This window comes from Shewanella sp. W3-18-1, from assembly GCF_000015185.1.
Lineage (GTDB): Bacteria > Pseudomonadota > Gammaproteobacteria > Enterobacterales > Shewanellaceae > Shewanella > Shewanella putrefaciens.
The window spans coordinates 2,974,422-2,994,528 of sequence record NC_008750.1 but is presented as its reverse complement, the minus strand read 5'-3'; the positions used below and the strand labels follow the sequence as shown (position 1 = coordinate 2,994,528).

Genomic DNA, 20,107 nt, shown 5'->3' with positions numbered 1-20,107 from the left:
TTCCCAATTTGTCCCAACAAATTTCAAGAAAGGGGGAGTTAGACTCCCCCCGCTTGGGCAAATTACATTTTCACTTGAGTGTGATCTGTTGGAGTGGGTTTATGACAGTAGAAACAGGTTTCTGACTGCACTGCCTGGTTGGCTTGGGTGTAATCACCGTTCACAATCGCGCCCATATTTTCTAAGCCGTGGCCAATGGATTCTGGCGTATGGCATGAAATACAAGTGGCTGTGATTGGTGTGGTGTATTTACCCGCAGTAGTTGCCAGCGCACCTTTGACCTTGAATGAATCGAGGTTGAAGTCGTTATGACATTGAGTACATTCTTTGATGACACCTTGTTTACCGTGAACAACGTGTAATTTCATCTCCAATGCACCTTTGTTAGCACCACTTGCGTAAGTACCATCTGGGGTATGGCAGGTGACACAAGCATCAACACCAACGGTCATTTTGCCATTAAGCTGGCGACCTAATTGTTCTGTCATCACAAAGCCCGCATGGTGACCTTTGTGAATTTCAAATGTATCACTGTGACAGCCTACACAAGTATCAAATTTCACTGAATTGATATGGCGCATGCTTGGCGCATTACCAGATTTGGTACCAAAGGCTAACTCAGCTTTCATACTGGTGGTTTCACTACCCGTTGCACAAGCGATTAAGCTAGAGCCTGAGCTACACATTTCTAGACCGATAAAGGTAAAGGCGGTATCCGTATCGCCAGCACCGAAAGGCAGTGCAGGGGTCGTAAATACCAGTTTACCGTCAACAAGAGTAACACCCTCTTGCAGTGCACCATCTTTAACGAGGTCTTTAGCGATTTTAGCTTTACCACTACCTGGACTTGGGTTGTAGCCCATAATTGGGAAGTTTGGACCCACGTTAGTGATACTTTCTAAACGCTTAATTTTACTCTGTACGCTTGCTGCATCAATCGCCTTACCGTCTTTATCTAGGATGGATACAGTGAGGACAGCGGTATCATCGGCTTGACCAACCAATGTTGCAGCCATACCTAATTGAGCGATAACCGCTTTCTTATTAGCGGTTTTCACCGTATGAAGTTCAGCGGTCCAAGCACTGTTATGACAGGCGATACAGTTTGAGTTATCAAGCTGTTGTGAATGGCCTTTACCTGCGGCAAAGTCCACTGTGCTGTGACAGCTACCACAGGTAGCAGCGGTTGGGATACGTGACCAATTACTCCAATCTGGCGCGGCATCACTTTCAGCGTGGCAGCTTTGACAGCTATCTAATGCATTTAAGGTTAAGTCTTTATGCTTAGCATGGACTAACACATTAAATTCATTGCCTGCTTTTACTCGGCCAGGAGTATGGCAACTCGCACAGAAATTAACATCATTGGTGTAATGTTTGGCGTTAATCACTTTATCGTGGCAAGTATTACAGCTTTCAGTTGCAACGATTTTACGGCTATAAGTCGCATCAGCACCCGTGTCTGCCATATAGTCAAATATGCCAGTAAAGACAGGTAGCGTGGTGCCATCAGGTAATGGTGCTGGTGTACTGCCGCGAACATAGTTATTCAGTACAATACGCTGGGCTAACTCACCGTTATAGGTTGCACGGGTACTTGTTTTGAGGTTAGTACCGAAGTCATAGCTGTAGGTACCATTTTTGTGATCGACTAACGTACCAGTACATTTTTTGACTGCAGGTGTTAAATCACAAGTTTCATCGATAAGATACTGCCATTTTGACGCATCACCAGCACCTGTTGCTCCCTGAGGAACCAGTTGCTCAGCGTAAAACTTGAAATATTGAAGCCCGACAACGGGCATATCATCTTCGTTAGTTACCCGAAATTGAAGGCTCGGCAAGCCGTCCTTTATTAAGGCTTTCTCAAAGTTGAAGTTTAATGTTTGGATTGCACCAGCAGGCTCGCCACCAGGTTCTCCAGGATTACCATCATTACCATCGCTGCCACCACAGCCCACTAAGGCCATAGAGACTGCACTTGCTGCTAACAGCAGTGCGATTTTAGATTTATATGCGTTCATCATTTTTTCCCTGCATAGGTTTGGCATTGCTTAACCGCTTATATTCTAGCTCATACAGATTCTATGTCTGTGTTTTTGATAACTAGAGGCGACTTAAGTTAATGCTGGAAATAGAATTCCCCAAGGAAAGGCTAACCTAACATGCCGTTAAAATCTCCAAGGCCTTTGCTAATGTGTGACTTGGATCTTTCTATTTCTAAAGAGGTAGTTAAACCTAAGGGCTAAATTGAATTTAGCGTAAAAAAAACACAGGTTTGACATTGATAATAGTCTGTCAACTATTGCTGCTTTGCTGAAATTTTTGGCTACAAAGTGGCTGTGGTTTTGGCAAAAAAAATCCCCCACCGAGGTGAGGGATTTTAGAGATTAATTATCTGTTAGTGATAAATAATATTAGTACTTCACTGGGTGAACTTTATCCACACCAAATGCTTTACCTTCACCGTGACAGGTTGCACAGGTTTCGCTACCAGGGGTGTAAGTACCCGCAGTACCATTGTACACACCACCGTTATTCTCGAAGTGACCAATCACAGCACTGTTACCCTCAGCCGTTGGCGCATGGCACGAAGCACAAGCTGCAACGGTAGGTGAGTATTCACCAGTGCTTGCATTAAACACGTGCTTGTCACCCAGTTTAGCTAAGCTCAGTTGGCCTTTATCGTGGCAAACTGCGCAGTTTGCTACGTTTTCAGGGAAGGTAATATCGGTGGTGTAGTTACCGAAACGACCGCTACGTGTATTAGCATGTATTTGGTGAACCATCACTTTGAAATCAAAACCACGGCTAAAGGCTTTTGCTCTATTCGCACTATGGCCTGTGCTGTTTGCCGCAGTCAGTGAGTCATTATGACAGCTAACACAGCTACCATCCGTTAGATTAACGGCTGTGTTAGGTTGTGATGTATGACAACTGCTACAACCACTATCGGCAGCGCCCGTAGGTCTGACACGAGAGTGTGAAACAGAGAAGTCTGCTTGTTTACCATGGCAATTTGCGCATTTTGCTTCAGATGCAACAACGGTGCGAGCCACAAAAGCAGGATCACCAGCAGTTGCGCTTGCAAAGTTTGCTTGATTTGCCGCGATAATGACTTCTGTTTTATTGGTGACAGTGGTATCGGTGCAATCTACCGCTTTTGTCTCTGTTGGATCAGCACATACGAATAGCTTGGCTGACAGGGTTCCTCTTTTCAGCGCAATCATATCGGGTTGTGTGATGCCAGAGATAGTATAAGTCAGTGTCTTACCATCTTGTACCATAGTGATGGCGGGATACTCTTTTACAAGATTGACAGAGAAACGACCAGGATGACTGCCAAATGTTGAAGATTTATATCCTATTTTGTACTCACCATCTAATGCTGCAGCCACTAACCATAACTCTTTAACGGCTTTATCATCTTTAGGTGCAACATCGCTGTGCCATTGTACGGTAAATGTTAATTTATTACCGGACACATCAAAAGTACCGTTACCTAGCTTATAAGCATATTCATCACGGACGCTCTTAGTCACATTCGCTTTGGCTAGATGGTATTTTGCACTACCTTCTTCACCTTCTGCTGCGTGGCAAGATGCACAACCACCGTTTTGGAATACATTTACAAGATCTGCACCAGGGATTCCATCAATCTCAGGGGTTGCATAGTAGTGGAAGTAGTTACCCACAAATCCGCGGTCTTTTTGACCTTCTGGTGGAGTTAACCATTCGCTGTTATCAACAGGATTAAAGCCTGTCATATGGCAAGAAGCACAAGCTAACCCTTTATGATGCTTGAAGTTTGCGGCATCAACAGGGCCTTTAGCATCTGTACTGTGGCAAGATTGGCAGCTTCCAATATCGACTGGCAGAGTGACACGCTCAGACACATCTTTACCTGCACGATATTGTGGGTAGCCATTCTGGGCTGCCGCTTTAGCCATAGTGCCGCTAAAGTCATAGGCTGTACCACTATAACCGACCATAGTATAGGTGCCTTTGTGGATGGCATGGACCATTGCGCCCATATCCAGTGATGCACCCGTTTCTGGATCTTTACTATAGCTAGTGTGACAAACTTGGCAGTTGCCAATCGCAATACGTCTACCACCGTGAAGTGCAAGTGGTTTGGCTGTTGCAGAAGTGTCAGCATAGTTTGTACTGTGACATTTAATACAGTTAGCTTCTAAATCAACCACTGTGCGAGTTTCAGTGGGGTTAGCCACTCTGAAATTATCACTTGGTAAGAAGTCGATATGCGTATTGATCAACTTAGCTGATTTACTTCCGTCTGTTTGAAGCTCTAAGCTGATGCGGTGTATCAAGGTCGGGTCGTAACTTAAGTCAAGACCTTCAATAGGTGCTAATGTGCTTAAGTTAGTTTGGAACGTGTAACGATAAACACCGTTGTCCACAACTTTTAAGCAATTGGTTTTACAGCTAGATTCTATGTTAGCTTGAATGGCGTCACCAGGGGTGAACTTGACTTCTTTCGTCACGTCACCTTCGGTGTAGCTATAATTTGCTAGGCTGCGTGCGGGATCTGCGGCTTTGACTGAGTTGATATAGCTGATCCATTGTGGCGCTTTATAACCTTTACCACTTTCTGGCGCGAGTTTTGCGATACCTAAAGCAAGTGCATTTACTTGGGCATATTGTTCTAAGCCCGTTACTGGTACGCCATTGGCGTTGGTCAGTACTATATCAACGCTGGTTGTACCGCTTTCAATTTTTACATTTTCAAGACTGGCTTTAAGCGTTGTCGCTTGAGCGATATCTAAGCCAACTGGGCCTGGTTGCCCGTCAGCACCATCGTTACCATCACTGCCACCGCAACCTGCGAGTAGGAGTGAAAGTAAACCGGCACCCAACATCGCTTTGGTTGCGGTATTGAAATTGAACCGTTTCATCATGATATTTCCCTGCAATAGTTGTAATCATCATCAAATGCATAGTAAATAAGAATTAATCTCATTATGTGCATAAAATGTGTGGAATTATTTTCCACTTGTAAGGCTAACGTAAGTCACTGGTATTTATCAGTCACTTTAGGTGGGTAATGTGATTGAGATCTGACTATTTCTTTAGGGGTAGATAAAGTACTAGATGCTTGCATAAAATGAGTTCCTTTTTATCCATAGTGATAGGCCATTAAGACCTGCAACATAAGGGCCGATTCGAGAGCGCTTGAGTTCAGCTATGCATCGATTTTTTACTTCATCTATTAGGGTTTAGTGCCGTTTTTACGTTATGGATTGCTAAGGCTCTGTCGGTATCATGCTGACATTCAATTTGATGGTTTTTGTATCAAATATCCAATCTGCTGCTGTTTACTCACGCATTCTTTTGTTACTTTTTATTTTATATTGCTAATTTAGCACTGCTTAAGGTTAGAGTATTTTTATGATGATTGCGTAACAAAATTTATACTTTTTGATTGTAAAGATAGATGATTTTTATCGTGATAGTGGTAATTGCTTGTGTCAGTAAAATCGAATTTAGAATAGGTTTACCTTACGTTTCATTAACCTTTTGGGCGTTTACAGGCGTCCATGATTGCTTGAGAGGTATTTTTATTTTCAGTTGGTCGTTTATTCATTGGGATTTTTATCACATAATACCCAACACAATTGAAAACTATTATCGTTACCAGTCAAAAAGGTTGATCTAGGTAAAGTTATTAGCAATATCGCTCAGCTACAATAGGTGCAGTTTTTTCAAGCTTGAACCTGTTGCAAGGTGGAATACGTAATGAAGTTAAGCGAACTTAGTCCCGGTGACCGTGGCATTATTTCTGAAATCGGGCGTTTGGATTTGCCACAAACAGTAAAGCGCAAATTATTATCTATGGGTATCACGCCAAATACGCGATTTTCCTTGATTAGACGAGCGCCCATGGGGTCAGGTTTAGAACTGGATATTCGTGGCAGTAAACTTTGCATGCGTAGAGATTTGGCAGACATCATTGAGGTGGAAAAGGCGAATGACTAAGCAGTTTCATTGCGTCACAGTTGGTAACCCTAATGCGGGTAAATCGACACTCTTTAACGCACTCACTGGTGCGAATCAACAAGTGGGTAACTGGTCTGGTGTGACCGTTGAGAAAAAGACCGGACATTTCACCCTAAATGGTGCTGATGTTTATTTAACTGATTTACCAGGTATTTACGATTTACTTCCCGCGGGTAACAGTTGTGATTGCTCCCTTGATGAACAGATTGCCCAGCAATATTTAGCTGAGCAACGTATTGATGGCATTATTAACTTAGTCGATGCCACGAATATTGAACGCCATCTATATCTTACCGCTCAGTTGCGTGAGCTTGCTATTCCTATGGTGGTGGTACTGAATAAAATTGATGCGGCCATTAAACGCGGCATTAAAGTTGATTTACAGAAAATGAGCCAAGAGTTGGGCTGTCCTGTCATTGGCGTGTGCTCGCGCGATCCTGCCGATGTTGAAAAAGTGCAGGCTCAGGTGCTTGATTTGCTACAAGGGCGAGTTTCTGAGGCGCCACTTATGCTCGATTATGATGAGCAAATTGAAGCGGGTGTACAGTTACTTTGTCGTAAAGATCCTAATCTTAGCCGTGGTCGGGCACTGGCGATGCTTGGTAATGGTTCTGGGTGTGGTAGTTGCAAAAATGCGGAGTTGCAGAGTGAGGTTAATGTTTGCACTCAACTGATTGCACAACAAGGACATGATATTGAAGTCATGGTGGCGACCACACGTTTTAATTTTGTTGAGCGTGTGTTCCAAGGTTCTGTGAAGGCGGATGGTTTCCTTACATTAAGCGATAAACTCGATAAACTCGTATTGCATCCTGTGTTTGGCATTCCTGTATTTTTGTTTGTGATGTACTTGATGTTTATGTTCAGCATTAACATCGGCAGTGCCTTTATCGATTTCTTCGATGTGTTTGCGGGCGCCTTATTTGTCGATCATTTTGGTGCTTTCTTAACGAGTATGGGATCACCAGACTGGTTAGTCACCATCTTAGCGGGTGGCGTTGGCCAAGGTATTCAAACGGTATCCACTTTTATCCCTGTCATTGCAGCCCTGTTCCTTGGTTTGTCTATTCTTGAAAGTTCTGGCTATATGGCGCGTGCGGCGTTTGTAGTTGACGGTTTAATGCGTCGTATCGGGCTACCCGGCAAAGCTTTCGTGCCTATGATAGTCGGGTTTGGCTGTTCAGTGCCTGCCATTATGGCAACACGCACCTTAGGAAGTGAACGTGAACGAATCGTCACTGGTATGATGGCGCCTTTTATGTCCTGTGGTGCACGTCTACCGGTATATGCGTTGTTTGCTGCCGCTTTTTTCCAAGATTCAGGGCAAAATTTAGTCTTTTTACTCTATATCATTGGGATCTTTGCGGCGATTGGTACTGGATTATTGCTCAGAAGTACTTTATTACCCGGTACCAGCAGTGCTGTTGTTATGGAATTACCCAGTTACGAATTACCTAAGCTTAAAGCAGTGATGGTGCGCACAGGTAAGCGAACGAAGAGCTTTATCTTAGGGGCGGGTAAGACCATTGTTTTAGTTGTGACACTATTGAACTTTATTAATGCAATTGGGGTTGATGGTAGTTTTGGGCATGAAAATAGCCAAGCATCCTTACTGAGTGTAGCAAGCCAGAAAGTGACACCCGTGTTCGCACCGATGGGACTTGAGCAAGATAACTGGCCTGCGACGGTGGGGATCATTACGGGGATTTTTGCTAAAGAAGCTGTTGTGGGCACATTAAATAGTCTGTATACCAGTGCAGTGCCAGAGGATGCAGAATTAGCTCCGTTAATGGATAGCTTTAATGAAGCTTTAGCCACAATACCTGCTAACTTATTCGGTTTAGACTTAGAAGATCCGCTTAAATTATCTGTGGGCGATGTATCAAATACGGAAGTTGCGGCCGAGTCTCAAGGCGTAGCAAACTCAACCTTTAGTGCATTGCAGTCCGGATTTACCACTAAAATAGCGGCATTCTCCTACTTACTGTTTATCTTGCTTTATACTCCCTGTGTGGCTGCAATGGGGGCGTTGGTGAACGAGTTTGGTTCTCGCTGGGCAACATTTGCGGCAACTTGGACTTTCTCACTGGCTTATGGTTCTGCGACAATTGTGTACCAAGCGGCCACCTTTAATGAGCATCCAATGCAATCGAGTTTGTGGATTGGGTTCTTCTTGCTTGCTTTAGCTGGTTTTTACTTGTGGTTAAAGCGTAAGGGACGTCGTACGCAGCAAATTATCCCTGGGATCCGTATCATTACTGAGTAAGAAATGTCAGCTTAGTAGACACAAAGATAAAAGCAGCTTTCAAGGCTGCTTTTATTGTTTTACTATCGTGGCAATAACCCCCAGGCTGTCTAAAAATCAGAGTTTTTAGCACTAGGCATTGTAACAAGTAGTGATCTGTAGGATCATGCTGCTTTTCTTAAAATAGCCATTGTTCGCAAAGAGGAATTCCATGAGTCATGTGGACACTGAAGTACGTCCGAGTAACTTTATTCGTAATATCATCGATGAGGATTTGCAAAGCGGTAAGCATACAAGTGTGCAGACCCGTTTTCCGCCTGAGCCGAATGGTTATTTGCATATAGGTCATGCTAAGTCTATCTGTTTAAACTTTGGCATAGCACGTGACTATAATGGTCTATGTAATTTACGTTTTGACGATACCAATCCTGAAAAAGAAGACATTGATTATGTGAATTCTATCCAGGCAGATGTTCGTTGGCTTGGATTCCAGTGGGATGGCGATGTTCGTTATTCATCAAATTATTTTGATCAATTACATCAATATGCGGTTGAACTGATTAATAAAGGTTTGGCCTACGTGTGTTTTTTGAATGCTGATGAAACTCGCGAATACCGTGGAACACTAAAAGAACCCGGTAAAAATAGTCCATACCGTGATACACCTGTTGAAGAAAATCTGCGTTTATTTGAAAAAATGCGTTTAGGTGAATTCAAAGAAGGTGAGTGTGCATTGCGTGCCAAAATAGATATGGCGTCGCCATTTATGTGCATGCGCGATCCGGTTATTTATCGTATTCGTTTTGCCCACCATCATCAAACGGGTGATAAGTGGTGCATTTATCCAATGTATGACTTCACCCATTGTATTTCTGATGCGTTGGAACATATTACTCATTCGTTATGTACGTTAGAGTTCCAAGATAACCGTCGTTTATACGATTGGGTACTCGATAATTTAGATGATTTTCAAGCGCCGAATCGTACTCGTCAGTATGAGTTCTCGCGTTTAAATCTTGAATATACCTTGATGTCTAAGCGTAAGTTAAACGATTTAGTGACCCGTAAACTGGTGTCGGGTTGGGATGATCCGCGTATGCCAACGATTGCAGGTCTGCGCCGTCGTGGTTATACACCTGCATCAATTCGTGAGTTTTGCCAACGTATTGGCGTCACTAAGCAAGAAAATATGATCGAAGTCAGCATGCTCGATGCGTGCATCCGTGAAGAACTTAATGAGCATGCACCACGCGCCATGGCGGTCCTGCGTCCATTAAAAGTCATCATTGAAAATTATCCAGAAGGTCAACTCGAAACGATTCAGGCCGCATCGCACCCTAATGATGAAAGTATGGGAACGCGAGAACTGGCTTTTGGCCGTGAAATATTCATTGATATCGCTGACTTTAAAGAAGAAGCCAATAAGCAATATAAACGTCTTGTAGCGGGTAAAGAAGTGCGTTTACGTAACGCCTATGTGATTAAGGCCGAGCGTTGTGATAAAGATAGTGAAGGCAATATCACAACAGTTTATTGTACTTATGATCCTGAAACCTTAGGTAAAAACCCTGCCGATGGCCGCAAAGTCAAAGGTGTGATCCACTGGGTTGAAGCAACAACTGCTAAACCTGCTGAATTCCGTTTGTATCAACGTTTATTTACCGATCCTAATCCGGCGGCTGCTGAGACCGTAGATGAAGTCCTAAACCCAGACTCTTTGGTCGTAGTAAATGGTTTTGTTGAAGCAAGTCTAATCAATGCTCCAGCCGAGAAGGCGTATCAGTTTGAGCGTGAAGGTTATTTCTGTGCTGATAATAAAGATTCTACAGCTGATCATTTAGTCTTCAACTTAACAGTCGCGCTGCGTGACTCTTTTGAGTAGGATTAAGTCCCCGTAAATTGGGGTATAACATGAGTTAAATAAAAAGAAGGCCACGTGAGCCTTCTTTTTTATTGTCAATTTTTAATCGAGATAAATAGCTTATTGATACATAGGTCCAAAACCTAAACTCCATAAAATAACGCTGGTCGCCATTAGTCCCACCAAAAGTACTAAGCCTGCCGTCACCATCGAACTTGCATAGATAAAGCCTTTTTCTTCTGGGATATTCATAATGATGGGCACGCCAGTATAGAGAAGGTAAATTGAGTAAGCTAAGCCTATCAGTCCTACAATCATGATGAACCACAGAACGGGGTAAAGAGCCGCGAGCCCCACCATAAAGAGTGGTGTAGCAGTATAAGAAGCAAGTTCGAGTGCTTGGGTATAACTTGGTTTTGCATCGAAGGTTTTTGCCATCCAATAGGCTAAATAAGCGAGGGCAAATACACCTGCAATTAGGCCAAAATACATACCTGCAGACATAAATATTGCACTTTGAGAGGTTAAATATATAGGCTCACCAGCACCTGGATTCCAACCAATATGTGCGGTGGCAATGTAGCTACAAATTGCCGGAATGAGCGCGATCAACAACACATGACTTAAGCTGCTTTTAAGTGATTCATGGTTTTTCTCGATTGCCTGCCACTCTTGTTTTGGATGAGTGTATAGCCCCATTAAATGATTTAGTATCATTATAATTATCCTTGTTCAGCATTGATGGATGGCTCGCCAAACGTCAGACGAGCTGATAACAGCTCTACAATCTAAGTCGACATCTTGTTTGTCTTGTTGATTTCAGATTGATGTTACACTGAGAAACAAATCTCATGTGATCCCGATCTCAGTTCTCTATAGTGTAGATTATTTATTGGACAAAAAGTTCAGATCGTCAAGTTTACCGAAGGCTAATGCTACAGCTTATGGGTAAATATGCGTAAAATGGCAAAATATTTCAAAATGATAGAGAGTCAAGCTATGCAGCAACTTCTTGCCCCTATTCATGCATTTCTTCGTTGTGAAACGCCCCAAACTTGGATTGATAATGCCAAATTACCAACATCCCTTGATGAGTTACTGATAGATCATTGTAATTGTGAGCTAAAAGCCGCGCAGACAGCGATGTTTTTACTTAGACGATATGCATTAGATAAGGATAGTGGACGCTTACTTTTAGCGTGGGCTAAACCCTATGAAGAGTTTGTCTATCTGAAAGATCGTGATATTGAGCAATTTCTTAGTCGTGATGCCAAAAAGAATGAGTTGGCAACTCAATTTATTCCAAACGGAAATTTTGAATTTGCGATAGATTTAATTCAGCCACTTATTCGTTTGATTAAAGAAGAATTTCATCATTTTGAGCAAGTATTAGAGTTGATGCACGCAAGGCACATTCCTTACCGTAATATTCGTGCAGGACGTTATGCCAAAGGTATGATGAGCTATGTTACTACCCATGAAAAACACATTTTAAGGGATAAACTGATTGTTGGCGCTTATATTGAAGCGCGATCCTGTGAACGCTTTGCTAAGTTAGCCCCTTATTTAGATGATGAATTGAATCGGTTTTATGTCTCATTATTACGCTCTGAGGCGAGACATTATGAAGATTATCTCAAATTAGCACAGCGAGTTTCATCAGAAGATATCAGTGACAGAGTTGCTTATTTTGGCCTGAAAGAAGCGGAATTGATCATGGCACTAGATGATGAGTTTCGTTTTCATAGCGGTCAACCAGTGTAGGTAAAATGGTAAGGTGGATGAATTGATTAACGGTTTAGATAAATTGTTAATCAATTCATTTTCAACAAACTTAATCTTGCTGTGGGCTGAAAGGTAGGCTTTGTAAGTCAATCCCTTGAGGGCTCACACTCAGTACGCTGCCTTGTTGATACCAATCGCCAACAACGATGCGTTTACAGCCATTATCGAGTTGATGAATTGCAGGTCTATGTGTGTGACCGTGGATCATATATTGCGCATGTGTTCTAGCCAGAAGTGCATTTACGGCGTTAGGTTCAACATCCATGATGGTATAGCTTTTATGCTTATTACTGCTTTTACTTTTGCTGCGAATGTTATCGGCAATACCTTGGCGAGTTTTCTTAGATAAACACCCGTAAAGCCAACGAGCCAGCGCTAAACTGCGCAGTTTTCGAAAGCGTTGATAGGCTTTATCTAATGTACATAAGCTATCGCCATGTAAAATTACCGTTTTCACTCCGTATAAATTCAAGCAGGTGACTTCAGGCAATATTTGCATTCCTGCGGCGCGCGCAAATTGTTTGCCTAACATAAAATCACGATTGCCATGGATAAAATACACTGGCAGTTTCAGTGAAACTTGTTTGAGTTTATTCGCAAGTTCAAGGGCAAAAGGTGCGGCAATATCATCACCCACCCAGACTTCAAATAAATCACCTAGGATATACAGTGCATCAGCATCATCGAGCTCAGTGTCGAGAAAGTGAGTGAACGCTTGGGTTATATCAAGGCGATCTGCACTCAGGTGTAGATCGCCTATAAAGAGAGTTCGCATTCGCAGTGATTATGCCGCGACGCTAACTTTTTCAATCACAACCGCTTCTAATGGCACATCTTGATGCATGCCGCGATTGCCTGTGCTGACCGCTTTAATTTTTTCGATAACGTCCATACCTTCAACGACTTCGCCGAATACGCAGTAGCCCCAGCCCTGTGAGGTTTCAGATTTAAAATCGAGAAAAGTATTGTCGTTTACATTAATGAAGAACTGCGCAGTAGCAGAGTGGGGATCTGAAGTACGTGCCATGGCAACAGTACCAGTGCGGTTTGATAAACCGTTATTGGCTTCGTTCTTCACTGGTTCGTTACAACGCTTTTGGCTCATATCTTCGTTGAAGCCACCACCTTGGATCATAAAACCGTCAATCACACGGTGGAAAATAGTGCCATCGAAGAAACCTTCGTCAACATATTTCATAAAGTTTGCTACGGTTAATGGTGCTTTTTCAGCATTCAGTTGCAGTTTAACGTCGCCAAAATTGGTGTGTAATGTGATCATGTTTTCATACTCTCTGTAAATAGTGGCGCGATTCTAACTTATCTCGGATTGCGCGCAAAGTGCAGTATTCAAAACCCGTTAGGCCGTGATAGACTGACCCCTTGATTTTACTCCTGAATGTATCATTGAAGAGAATGCCGATGTTGAAGATTTACAACAGTATTACCCGCCAAAAACAGGAATTTAAGCCAATCAATCCCGGAAAAATTGGGATGTACGTGTGTGGTGTGACCATATACGATCTCTGTCATATTGGTCACGGCCGTACTTTTGTTTCCTTTGACATGATAGTGCGTTACCTGCGCTATGTGGGCTATGAGGTGAATTTTCAGCGCAATATTACCGATGTCGATGACAAAATCATCAAGCGCGCTAACGAAAATAACGAAAGTTGTGAAGCCTTAACCGAGCGTTTGATTGGCGAGATGCATCGAGATTTTGATGCCTTAAATATGCTGCGCCCCGATTTTGAACCGCGCGCGACACTGCACATTGCAGAAATTATCGACATGGTTGAGTTATTACTCGCCCGTGGTCACGCCTATGTTGCCAGTGATGGCGATGTGCTCTTTAGCGTGGCATCTTACCCTGATTACGGCCGTTTATCGGGGCAAAATTTAGATCAACTGCAAGCCGGTGCGCGAGTTGAAGTCGACGAAAACAAGCAAAATCCAATGGATTTTGTGTTGTGGAAAATGTCTAAACCTGGCGAACCAACGTGGGAATCCCCATGGGGACCGGGTCGTCCTGGCTGGCATATCGAATGTTCAGCCATGAACAGCAAACATCTAGGTCTGCATTTTGATATTCATGGTGGCGGCTCTGACTTACAGTTCCCACATCATGAGAATGAAATCGCCCAGTCTTGCTGTGCCCATGACACACCATACGTCAACTACTGGATGCACACTGGCATGGTAATGGTTGACCGTGAAAAGATGTCTAAGTCCTTAGGCAACTTCTTCACCATTCGCGATGTACTTGGTCATTATGATGCTGAAACAGTACGTTACTTCCTATTATCAGGTCATTATCGTAGTCAACTGAACTACTCAGAAGATAACTTGAAGCAGGCTCGCTCAGCGTTAGAGCGTTTGTATACGGCCATTAAAGATGTCGACTTGACTGTCGCAGCGGCGCCTGCTGAAGAGTTTATTGTTAAGTTTAAAGCGGCAATGGACGATGATTTCAACACCCCAGAAGCTTATTCAGTGCTGTTTGATATGGTGCGTGACATTAATCGCCTAAAAGCGACGGATATTGCTAAGGCGTCTGCCCTTGCTGTGGCAATGAAACAATTAGCCGATGTACTTGGGCTGTTAGGCCAAGATCCTGATGCCTTCTTTAAAGGCGAGGGTAGTGACGATGAAGTGGCTGAAATTGAAGCCTTAATCGTTGAACGTAATCGTGCTCGCAGTGAAAAAGATTGGCCCGCCGCCGATGTGGCCCGCAATCGTTTGAATGAGCTGGGCGTGGTCTTGGAAGATGGCCCAAGTGGCACCACTTGGCGTAAGAAATAAGCTTAATTTAGCTATATTCTTAACTCAAGATAATCTTTAGCCAATAAAAAACCTGCATGATGCAGGTTTTTTTTATGCTTGCAGAACCTAGAACCTAGAACCTAGAACCTAGAACCTAGAACCTAGAACCTAGAACCTAGAACCTAGAACCTAGAACCTAGAACCTAGAACCTAGAACCTAGAACCTAGTCATGATACTGCTCTGCGGCATATAAGGTGTTTTCTAATAGGCTTGCAATCGTCATCGGTCCCACACCGCCAGGTACTGGCGTAATAAAACTGGCGTTTTGCGCTGCAGCCTCATATTGCACGTCACCGACTAATGTGCCGTTGTCTAAACGGTTAATGCCCACATCGATCACAATCGCGCCCGGTTTTATCCACTCACCGGGAATAAAACCGGGTTTGCCCACGGCAACCACCACTAAATCAGCCTGGCGGATTTTTTGCTCAAGATTCTTAGTAAAACGATGACATGTCGTTGTTGTGCAGCCCGCTAGCAGTAATTCCAAGGTCATCGGGCGGCCAACGATATTCGACGCACCAACTACAACCGCATCTAAACCATAGGTATCGACACCAGTCGATTTAATTAAGGTCATTATGCCCATCGGCGTGCAAGAGCGCAGCACAGGAATACGTTGTGCTAAACGCCCAACATTATAGGGGTGGAATCCATCGACATCTTTATCGGGGCGAATGCGTTCAATGACTTTTGAATCTTCGATATGCGCGGGTAATGGGAGTTGCACTAAAATGCCATCGATTGTCGGATCATCATTCAGACTATCAATAAGGCTCAGCAATTCATCTTCACTGCAATTTGTTTCTAAATCGTATGAACGAGAAATAAATCCAACTTCTTCACAGGCTTTACGTTTGCTGCCAACATAAACTTGTGATGCGGGATCGGCTCCCACTAATATTACGGCTAAACCCGGTACGCGTTGTCCAGCCTCTTTGCGGGCGGTGACTTTTTCGCTGAGCTTAGTGCGGATGGATTGAGCAATCGCCTTGCCGTCGATTATTTGGGCTGTCATGGGTGTAGGATATCCTTTATATGGGCGATGGTGAAAACACTAGTTAACACAGAGATTGGCAATCGCGGCCATTTTAACAGGGCGTAACGGGTGTGTCATGGCTAAAGCCGACCTGAAATGGATAAAAAAAAGCGTATTCGACTGATTATTCAGCATCTAGCGTGAACGGTTAAAAAAATCGTTGACGGGTGTAAAGTGAGGGGATAAGATGCGCTCCGTTCTCAAGGATACTTATGTAGTAGTGTATAAGTAAATAATATTTGAGACCTTCGGTGATTAGCGCTGTCCGATAACGCATCTAGATTTTGGATGAGAGCGGGCCAGAGGGAATCCTCTGAGTTGATACCCAATAAAATGTAAGATCTTCGGTGATTAGCGCAGTCCGGTAGCGCATCTGGTTTGGGACCAGAGGGTCAGAGGTTCGAATCCTCTATCACCGACCACTTTATTGTTATTTGCTCACAGAGTTTAATTGAATTCAAATGAGTGAATAACATGGATAGCCAAATGCTATCCAACGCCAGTTAGGATGCAGAATATTCTGTACACCATGCGCCCGTAGCTCAGTTGGATAGAGCACCCGCCTTCTAAGCGGGTGGTCGCAGGTTCGAATCCTGCCGGGCGTACCAGTTTCAGTGGTGATTGTAGCTCAGTTGGTAGAGTCCCGGATTGTGATTCCGGTTGTCGTGGGTTCGAGCCCCATCAGTCACCCCATTTTTTAGTACTTAGAGTACAAAATAAAAATAGCGACCTAAGGTCGCTTTTTTTATACCTCAGATTCGGCTGTTGAGGCTCGACTCTGCAGAAAACGGTGGCTATAATGTCGCGTCTTGATAGATATCAACTATGAGCGACCTGTGCCAAAAGCCAGTAGTGGTGGGCATTGTAGTCAAATTTAATGATCAAGAAACGAATACCTGAATAGTTGATGACTCGGCTATTACAAAGGGCGTTAGACAAATTTCGAGGTAAAACAATGCAAGTTTCTGTTGAAGCAACCCAAGGCCTAGAGCGTCGCCTAACCATTTCTGTTCCTGCGGAACAAATTGAAAAGTTGGTTAAAGACAGTTTACAACGTGAAGCTAAGCGTGCTCGTATCCCAGGTTTTCGTCCTGGTAAAGTGCCTGTCACTGTAATCAACAAACGTTATGGCGCCGCAATTCGTCAAGATATCACCGGCGAAGTGATGCAACGTAACTTTATCGAAGCCATTATTGCTGAGAAGTTAAATCCAGCTGGCGCTCCAACTTTTATTCCTGGTTCAACTGATAGCGAAAAATTTGAATTCGTCGCGACCTTTGAGATTTATCCAGAAGTTGAGTTAAAAGGTTTAGATGCGATCGAAGTCGAACAACCAAAAGCATCAGTGACCGATGCTGACGTTGATAGCATGATTGAAACTTTACGCAAACAACACGCGACTTATGCCGCGGTTGAGCGTGAAGCTGCAGATGGCGACAAAGTGAAAATGAACTTTGTTGGCTCTGTTGACGGTGAAGAATTTGAAGGCGGTAAAGCTGAAGATTTCGAACTGCAATTAGGTAGCGGCCGTATGATCCCTGGTTTTGAAGCGGGTATCTTAGGTCACAAAGCGGGCGAAGAATTTGTTATCGACGTGAACTTCCCAGAAGAATATCACGCTGAAAACCTGAAAGGTAAAGCGGCTAAGTTCGCGATTACACTGACTGAAGTTCAAGCGGCTAACCTGCCAGAAGTCAACGATGAGTTTGCAGCACTATTTGGTATCAGTGAAGGTGGCTTAGAAGCCCTTAAAACTGAAATCCGTAAAAACATGAATCGTGAACTTGAGCAAGCGTTAAAAGCTAACGTAAAAGAGCAAGTGATTGCAGGTTTGTTAGCGAACAACGACATCGAACTGCCAAAAGCGCTGATTGATGGCGAAGTTAACGTATTACGTCAACAAGCGATGCAACGCTTTGGTGGTCAAACGGCTAACATGCCAGAATTGCCAGCTGAATTATTTACTGAGCAAGCGGCTCGTCGCGTGAAAATCGGTCTGCTATTAGGCGAAGTGATCAAAACTAACGAGCTGAAAGCGGAAGATGAGCGTGTACAAGGCTTGATTGCTTCTATGGCGTCTGCCTACGAAGATCCAAGTGAAGTGATTGCTTATTACAACAGCAATAAAGAACTGATGCAAAACATGCGTAACGTCGCTTTAGAAGAGCAAGCCGTTGAAGCACTGTTGAAATCGGCCAAAGTGACCGAAAAAGAAGTCGCTTTTGAAGAATTTATGAACAAGGCTACTGGTCGCGCATAAGCTAAGCTTGACTTGATTAGCTGTTCGCCATTTATAATGGCTCGTATGAGGCTCCTCATGCGAGCCATTTTTATTTAGGGAAGTGAATAATGCATAATGCGTCAGATATACAAAACGCTCTAGTGCCTATGGTAATAGAACAGACCGCTAAGGGTGAACGCTCATACGATATTTATTCTCGTTTGTTGAAAGAGCGGATTATCTTTTTGGTAGGTCAAGTTGAAGAACACATGGCCAATTTGATTGTGGCGCAGCTACTCTTCCTCGAATCAGAAAGCCCAGATAAAGACATATTCTTATATATCAACTCACCGGGTGGCTCTGTGACGGCTGGTATGGCGATTTACGATACGATGCAGTTTATCAAGCCAAATGTGAGCACTGTGTGTATTGGCCAAGCGGCTAGCATGGGCGCGTTTTTATTAGCCGGTGGTGAAAAGGGCAAGCGTTTTTGCTTACCTAACTCTCGCGTGATGATCCATCAACCACTGGGTGGTTTTCAAGGTCAAGCTTCTGATATCGCTATTCATGCCCAAGAAATTTTAGGTATAAAGCATAAACTGAATTTAATGCTAGCTGAGCACACAGGCCAGCCGCTTGAAGTGATTGAGCGTGATACCGATCGCGATAACTTTATGAGCGCAACTCAAGCCGTTGAATACGGTTTAGTTGATTCAGTGATGACTAAGCGTGGCTGATTTTTGCTTTTGACTGGGCTATGCTCTGTGAAAGGTTAAGTAAATTTAAGACTGGCAGTAGAGCAGACTGCAAATGAGGTAATTAATGGGCGACAACAAAAATAATGGTGACAGCGGTAAATTGCTGTACTGCTCTTTTTGCGGTAAGAGCCAGCATGAAGTGAGAAAACTCATTGCTGGCCCATCAGTATACGTATGCGACGAATGCGTTGAATTATGCAACGATATTATTCGTGAAGAGATTAAAGAGATCTCTCCAAAACGTGATAGCGATAAATTGCCAACGCCACATGAGTTGCGTGCGCATTTAGACGATTATGTCATTGGTCAAGACAGAGCCAAAAAAGTACTCTCTGTGGCGGTTTATAATCACTATAAACGCTTAAAAAATTCATCACCTAAAGATGGGGTTGAATTGGGCAAGAGTAATATTTTGCTGATTGGCCCAACGGGTAGCGGGAAAACTCTGCTAGCAGAGACGCTAGCACGCTCTTTAAACGTGCCTTTCACTATGGCAGATGCAACCACCTTAACCGAAGCAGGTTATGTGGGTGAAGACGTTGAAAACATCATTCAAAAATTGCTGCAAAAGTGCGACTACGATGTTGAGAAGGCACAACGTGGTATCGTGTATATCGATGAAATCGATAAAATCAGCCGTAAATCCGACAATCCATCGATCACCCGTGACGTCTCGGGCGAGGGTGTGCAGCAAGCGCTGTTAAAACTCATCGAAGGTACAGTTGCCGCGGTTCCGCCACAAGGTGGCCGTAAGCATCCGCAGCAAGAATTCTTGCAAGTCGATACTTCTAAGATTCTGTTTATCTGTGGTGGCGCATTTGCTGGGCTTGAGAAAGTGATTGAGCAGCGTGCCCACGTGGGCTCGGGTATTGGTTTTGGCGCGCAGGTGAAAGGCGAAAAGGACAAGGCGACAATTTCTGAAACCTTGTCTCAAGTTGAGCCTGGTGATCTGGTGAAATATGGCCTTATCCCTGAGTTTATTGGTCGTTTGCCCGTGGTTGCAACGCTGACAGAACTGGATGAAGAAGCCCTAGTGCAAATTTTATCTCAACCTAAAAATGCCCTGACTAAGCAATACAGCGCGTTATTTGAGATGGAAGGCGTTGAACTCGAGTTCCGCGAAGATGCGCTAAAAGCGATTGCCCATAAAGCCATGTCGCGTAAGACGGGTGCCCGTGGCCTACGTTCAATCGTAGAAAGTATTCTGCTGGATACTATGTACGATATCCCCTCCGTTGACGGTGTGGTGAAGGCGGTAGTGGATGAATCCGTGGTAAATGGTGAGTCTGCTCCTATCCTGATTTATGAGCACAATGAGACTCAAGCCGCGTCTGGCGAACAATAATTGTACTGATTGCT

14 protein-coding genes and 3 tRNA genes are annotated in these 20,107 nt (G+C 43.7%); 11 read left to right on the top strand and 6 right to left on the bottom strand.

What is annotated here, in order from left to right; translation table 11 throughout:
• Positions 1-62: 62 nt before the first annotated feature.
• Positions 63-2,027, bottom strand: coding sequence for an OmcA/MtrC family decaheme c-type cytochrome (locus SPUTW3181_RS13720; protein WP_011789902.1), 1,965 nt, complete (start codon positions 2,025-2,027; stop codon positions 63-65).
• Positions 2,028-2,417: 390 nt separating this feature from the next.
• Entirely contained in the window at positions 2,418-4,919 is a 2,502-nt protein-coding gene (locus SPUTW3181_RS13715; RefSeq protein ID WP_011789901.1) for an OmcA/MtrC family decaheme c-type cytochrome, read from the bottom strand.
• A gap of 838 nt (positions 4,920-5,757) precedes the next feature.
• Here SPUTW3181_RS13715 and SPUTW3181_RS13710 point away from each other — a divergent pair.
• From SPUTW3181_RS13710 to glnS, 3 genes are all read left to right on the top strand, one after another.
• Entirely contained in the window at positions 5,758-5,997 is a 240-nt protein-coding gene (locus tag SPUTW3181_RS13710) for a FeoA family protein (protein WP_011623257.1), read from the top strand.
• Positions 5,990-8,284, top strand: a complete 2,295-nt coding sequence (feoB, locus tag SPUTW3181_RS13705) for a Fe(2+) transporter permease subunit FeoB (RefSeq protein WP_011789900.1) — start codon at positions 5,990-5,992, stop codon at positions 8,282-8,284. The genes SPUTW3181_RS13710 and feoB overlap by 8 nt, the downstream gene beginning before the upstream one ends.
• A 190-nt stretch (positions 8,285-8,474) precedes the next feature.
• Positions 8,475-10,145, top strand: coding sequence for a glutamine--tRNA ligase (glnS, locus tag SPUTW3181_RS13700; protein WP_011789899.1), 1,671 nt, complete (start codon positions 8,475-8,477; stop codon positions 10,143-10,145).
• A 99-nt stretch (positions 10,146-10,244) separates the two neighbouring features.
• Here the strand turns inward: glnS and SPUTW3181_RS13695 are convergent, their stop codons facing one another.
• Complete coding sequence (locus tag SPUTW3181_RS13695) at positions 10,245-10,841, bottom strand: Yip1 family protein (RefSeq protein ID WP_011789898.1); 597 nt, start codon at positions 10,839-10,841, stop codon at positions 10,245-10,247.
• Positions 10,842-11,123: 282 nt separating this feature from the next.
• Here SPUTW3181_RS13695 and miaE point away from each other — a divergent pair, with 282 nt between their 5' ends.
• Positions 11,124-11,888 (top strand): tRNA isopentenyl-2-thiomethyl-A-37 hydroxylase MiaE, encoded by a 765-nt coding sequence (gene miaE, locus SPUTW3181_RS13690; protein WP_041408423.1) that lies wholly within the window; start codon positions 11,124-11,126, stop codon positions 11,886-11,888.
• 70 nt (positions 11,889-11,958) lie between these two features.
• Here the strand turns inward: miaE and SPUTW3181_RS13685 are convergent, their stop codons facing one another.
• A complete protein-coding gene (locus SPUTW3181_RS13685) occupies positions 11,959-12,684 on the bottom strand; it encodes a UDP-2,3-diacylglucosamine diphosphatase (RefSeq protein WP_011789896.1) in 726 nt (241 codons plus the stop codon).
• Positions 12,685-12,693: 9 nt separating this feature from the next.
• Positions 12,694-13,188, bottom strand: a complete 495-nt coding sequence (locus SPUTW3181_RS13680; protein WP_011789895.1) for a peptidylprolyl isomerase — start codon at positions 13,186-13,188, stop codon at positions 12,694-12,696.
• Between the two features lie 140 nt (positions 13,189-13,328).
• Here SPUTW3181_RS13680 and cysS point away from each other — a divergent pair, with 140 nt between their 5' ends.
• Complete coding sequence (gene cysS, locus SPUTW3181_RS13675; RefSeq protein WP_041408218.1) at positions 13,329-14,708, top strand: cysteine--tRNA ligase; 1,380 nt, start codon at positions 13,329-13,331, stop codon at positions 14,706-14,708.
• 185 nt (positions 14,709-14,893) lie between these two features.
• On the opposite strand, the gene folD is transcribed toward cysS, so the two are convergent.
• Positions 14,894-15,748, bottom strand: a complete 855-nt coding sequence (folD, locus tag SPUTW3181_RS13670; RefSeq protein WP_011789893.1) for a bifunctional methylenetetrahydrofolate dehydrogenase/methenyltetrahydrofolate cyclohydrolase FolD — start codon at positions 15,746-15,748, stop codon at positions 14,894-14,896.
• 366 nt (positions 15,749-16,114) lie between these two features.
• Between folD and SPUTW3181_RS13665 the strand changes: the two genes are divergently transcribed.
• From SPUTW3181_RS13665 to clpX, 6 genes are all read left to right on the top strand, one after another.
• Positions 16,115-16,191: transfer RNA gene (locus SPUTW3181_RS13665), tRNA-Pro, on the top strand.
• 109 nt (positions 16,192-16,300) lie between these two features.
• Positions 16,301-16,377 (top strand) — tRNA-Arg (locus tag SPUTW3181_RS13660).
• A 9-nt stretch (positions 16,378-16,386) separates the two neighbouring features.
• A tRNA-His gene (locus tag SPUTW3181_RS13655) sits at positions 16,387-16,462 on the top strand.
• A 262-nt stretch (positions 16,463-16,724) separates the two neighbouring features.
• Entirely contained in the window at positions 16,725-18,029 is a 1,305-nt protein-coding gene (gene tig, locus SPUTW3181_RS13650) for a trigger factor (RefSeq protein ID WP_011789892.1), read from the top strand.
• Between the two features lie 89 nt (positions 18,030-18,118).
• On the top strand, positions 18,119-18,727 hold the full coding sequence (gene clpP / locus SPUTW3181_RS13645) for an ATP-dependent Clp endopeptidase proteolytic subunit ClpP (RefSeq protein ID WP_011789891.1): 609 nt from the start codon (positions 18,119-18,121) through the stop codon (positions 18,725-18,727).
• A gap of 85 nt (positions 18,728-18,812) precedes the next feature.
• Positions 18,813-20,093, top strand: coding sequence for an ATP-dependent protease ATP-binding subunit ClpX (gene clpX, locus SPUTW3181_RS13640; protein ID WP_011789890.1), 1,281 nt, complete (start codon positions 18,813-18,815; stop codon positions 20,091-20,093).
• Positions 20,094-20,107: the final 14 nt, after the last annotated feature.

Coding starts and splice junctions, on each gene's coding strand:
- SPUTW3181_RS13720 (WP_011789902.1), bottom strand. CDS start 2,027: ATGATGAACGCATATAAATCTAAAATCGCACTGCTGTTAGCAGCAAGT.
- SPUTW3181_RS13715 (WP_011789901.1), bottom strand. CDS start 4,919: ATGATGAAACGGTTCAATTTCAATACCGCAACCAAAGCGATGTTGGGT.
- SPUTW3181_RS13710 (WP_011623257.1), top strand. CDS start 5,758: ATGAAGTTAAGCGAACTTAGTCCCGGTGACCGTGGCATTATTTCTGAA.
- feoB (WP_011789900.1), top strand. CDS start 5,990: ATGACTAAGCAGTTTCATTGCGTCACAGTTGGTAACCCTAATGCGGGT.
- glnS (WP_011789899.1), top strand. CDS start 8,475: ATGAGTCATGTGGACACTGAAGTACGTCCGAGTAACTTTATTCGTAAT.
- SPUTW3181_RS13695 (WP_011789898.1), bottom strand. CDS start 10,841: ATGATACTAAATCATTTAATGGGGCTATACACTCATCCAAAACAAGAG.
- miaE (WP_041408423.1), top strand. CDS start 11,124: ATGCAGCAACTTCTTGCCCCTATTCATGCATTTCTTCGTTGTGAAACG.
- SPUTW3181_RS13685 (WP_011789896.1), bottom strand. CDS start 12,684: ATGCGAACTCTCTTTATAGGCGATCTACACCTGAGTGCAGATCGCCTT.
- SPUTW3181_RS13680 (WP_011789895.1), bottom strand. CDS start 13,188: ATGATCACATTACACACCAATTTTGGCGACGTTAAACTGCAACTGAAT.
- cysS (WP_041408218.1), top strand. CDS start 13,329: ATGTTGAAGATTTACAACAGTATTACCCGCCAAAAACAGGAATTTAAG.
- folD (WP_011789893.1), bottom strand. CDS start 15,748: ATGACAGCCCAAATAATCGACGGCAAGGCGATTGCTCAATCCATCCGC.
- tig (WP_011789892.1), top strand. CDS start 16,725: ATGCAAGTTTCTGTTGAAGCAACCCAAGGCCTAGAGCGTCGCCTAACC.
- clpP (WP_011789891.1), top strand. CDS start 18,119: ATGCATAATGCGTCAGATATACAAAACGCTCTAGTGCCTATGGTAATA.
- clpX (WP_011789890.1), top strand. CDS start 18,813: ATGGGCGACAACAAAAATAATGGTGACAGCGGTAAATTGCTGTACTGC.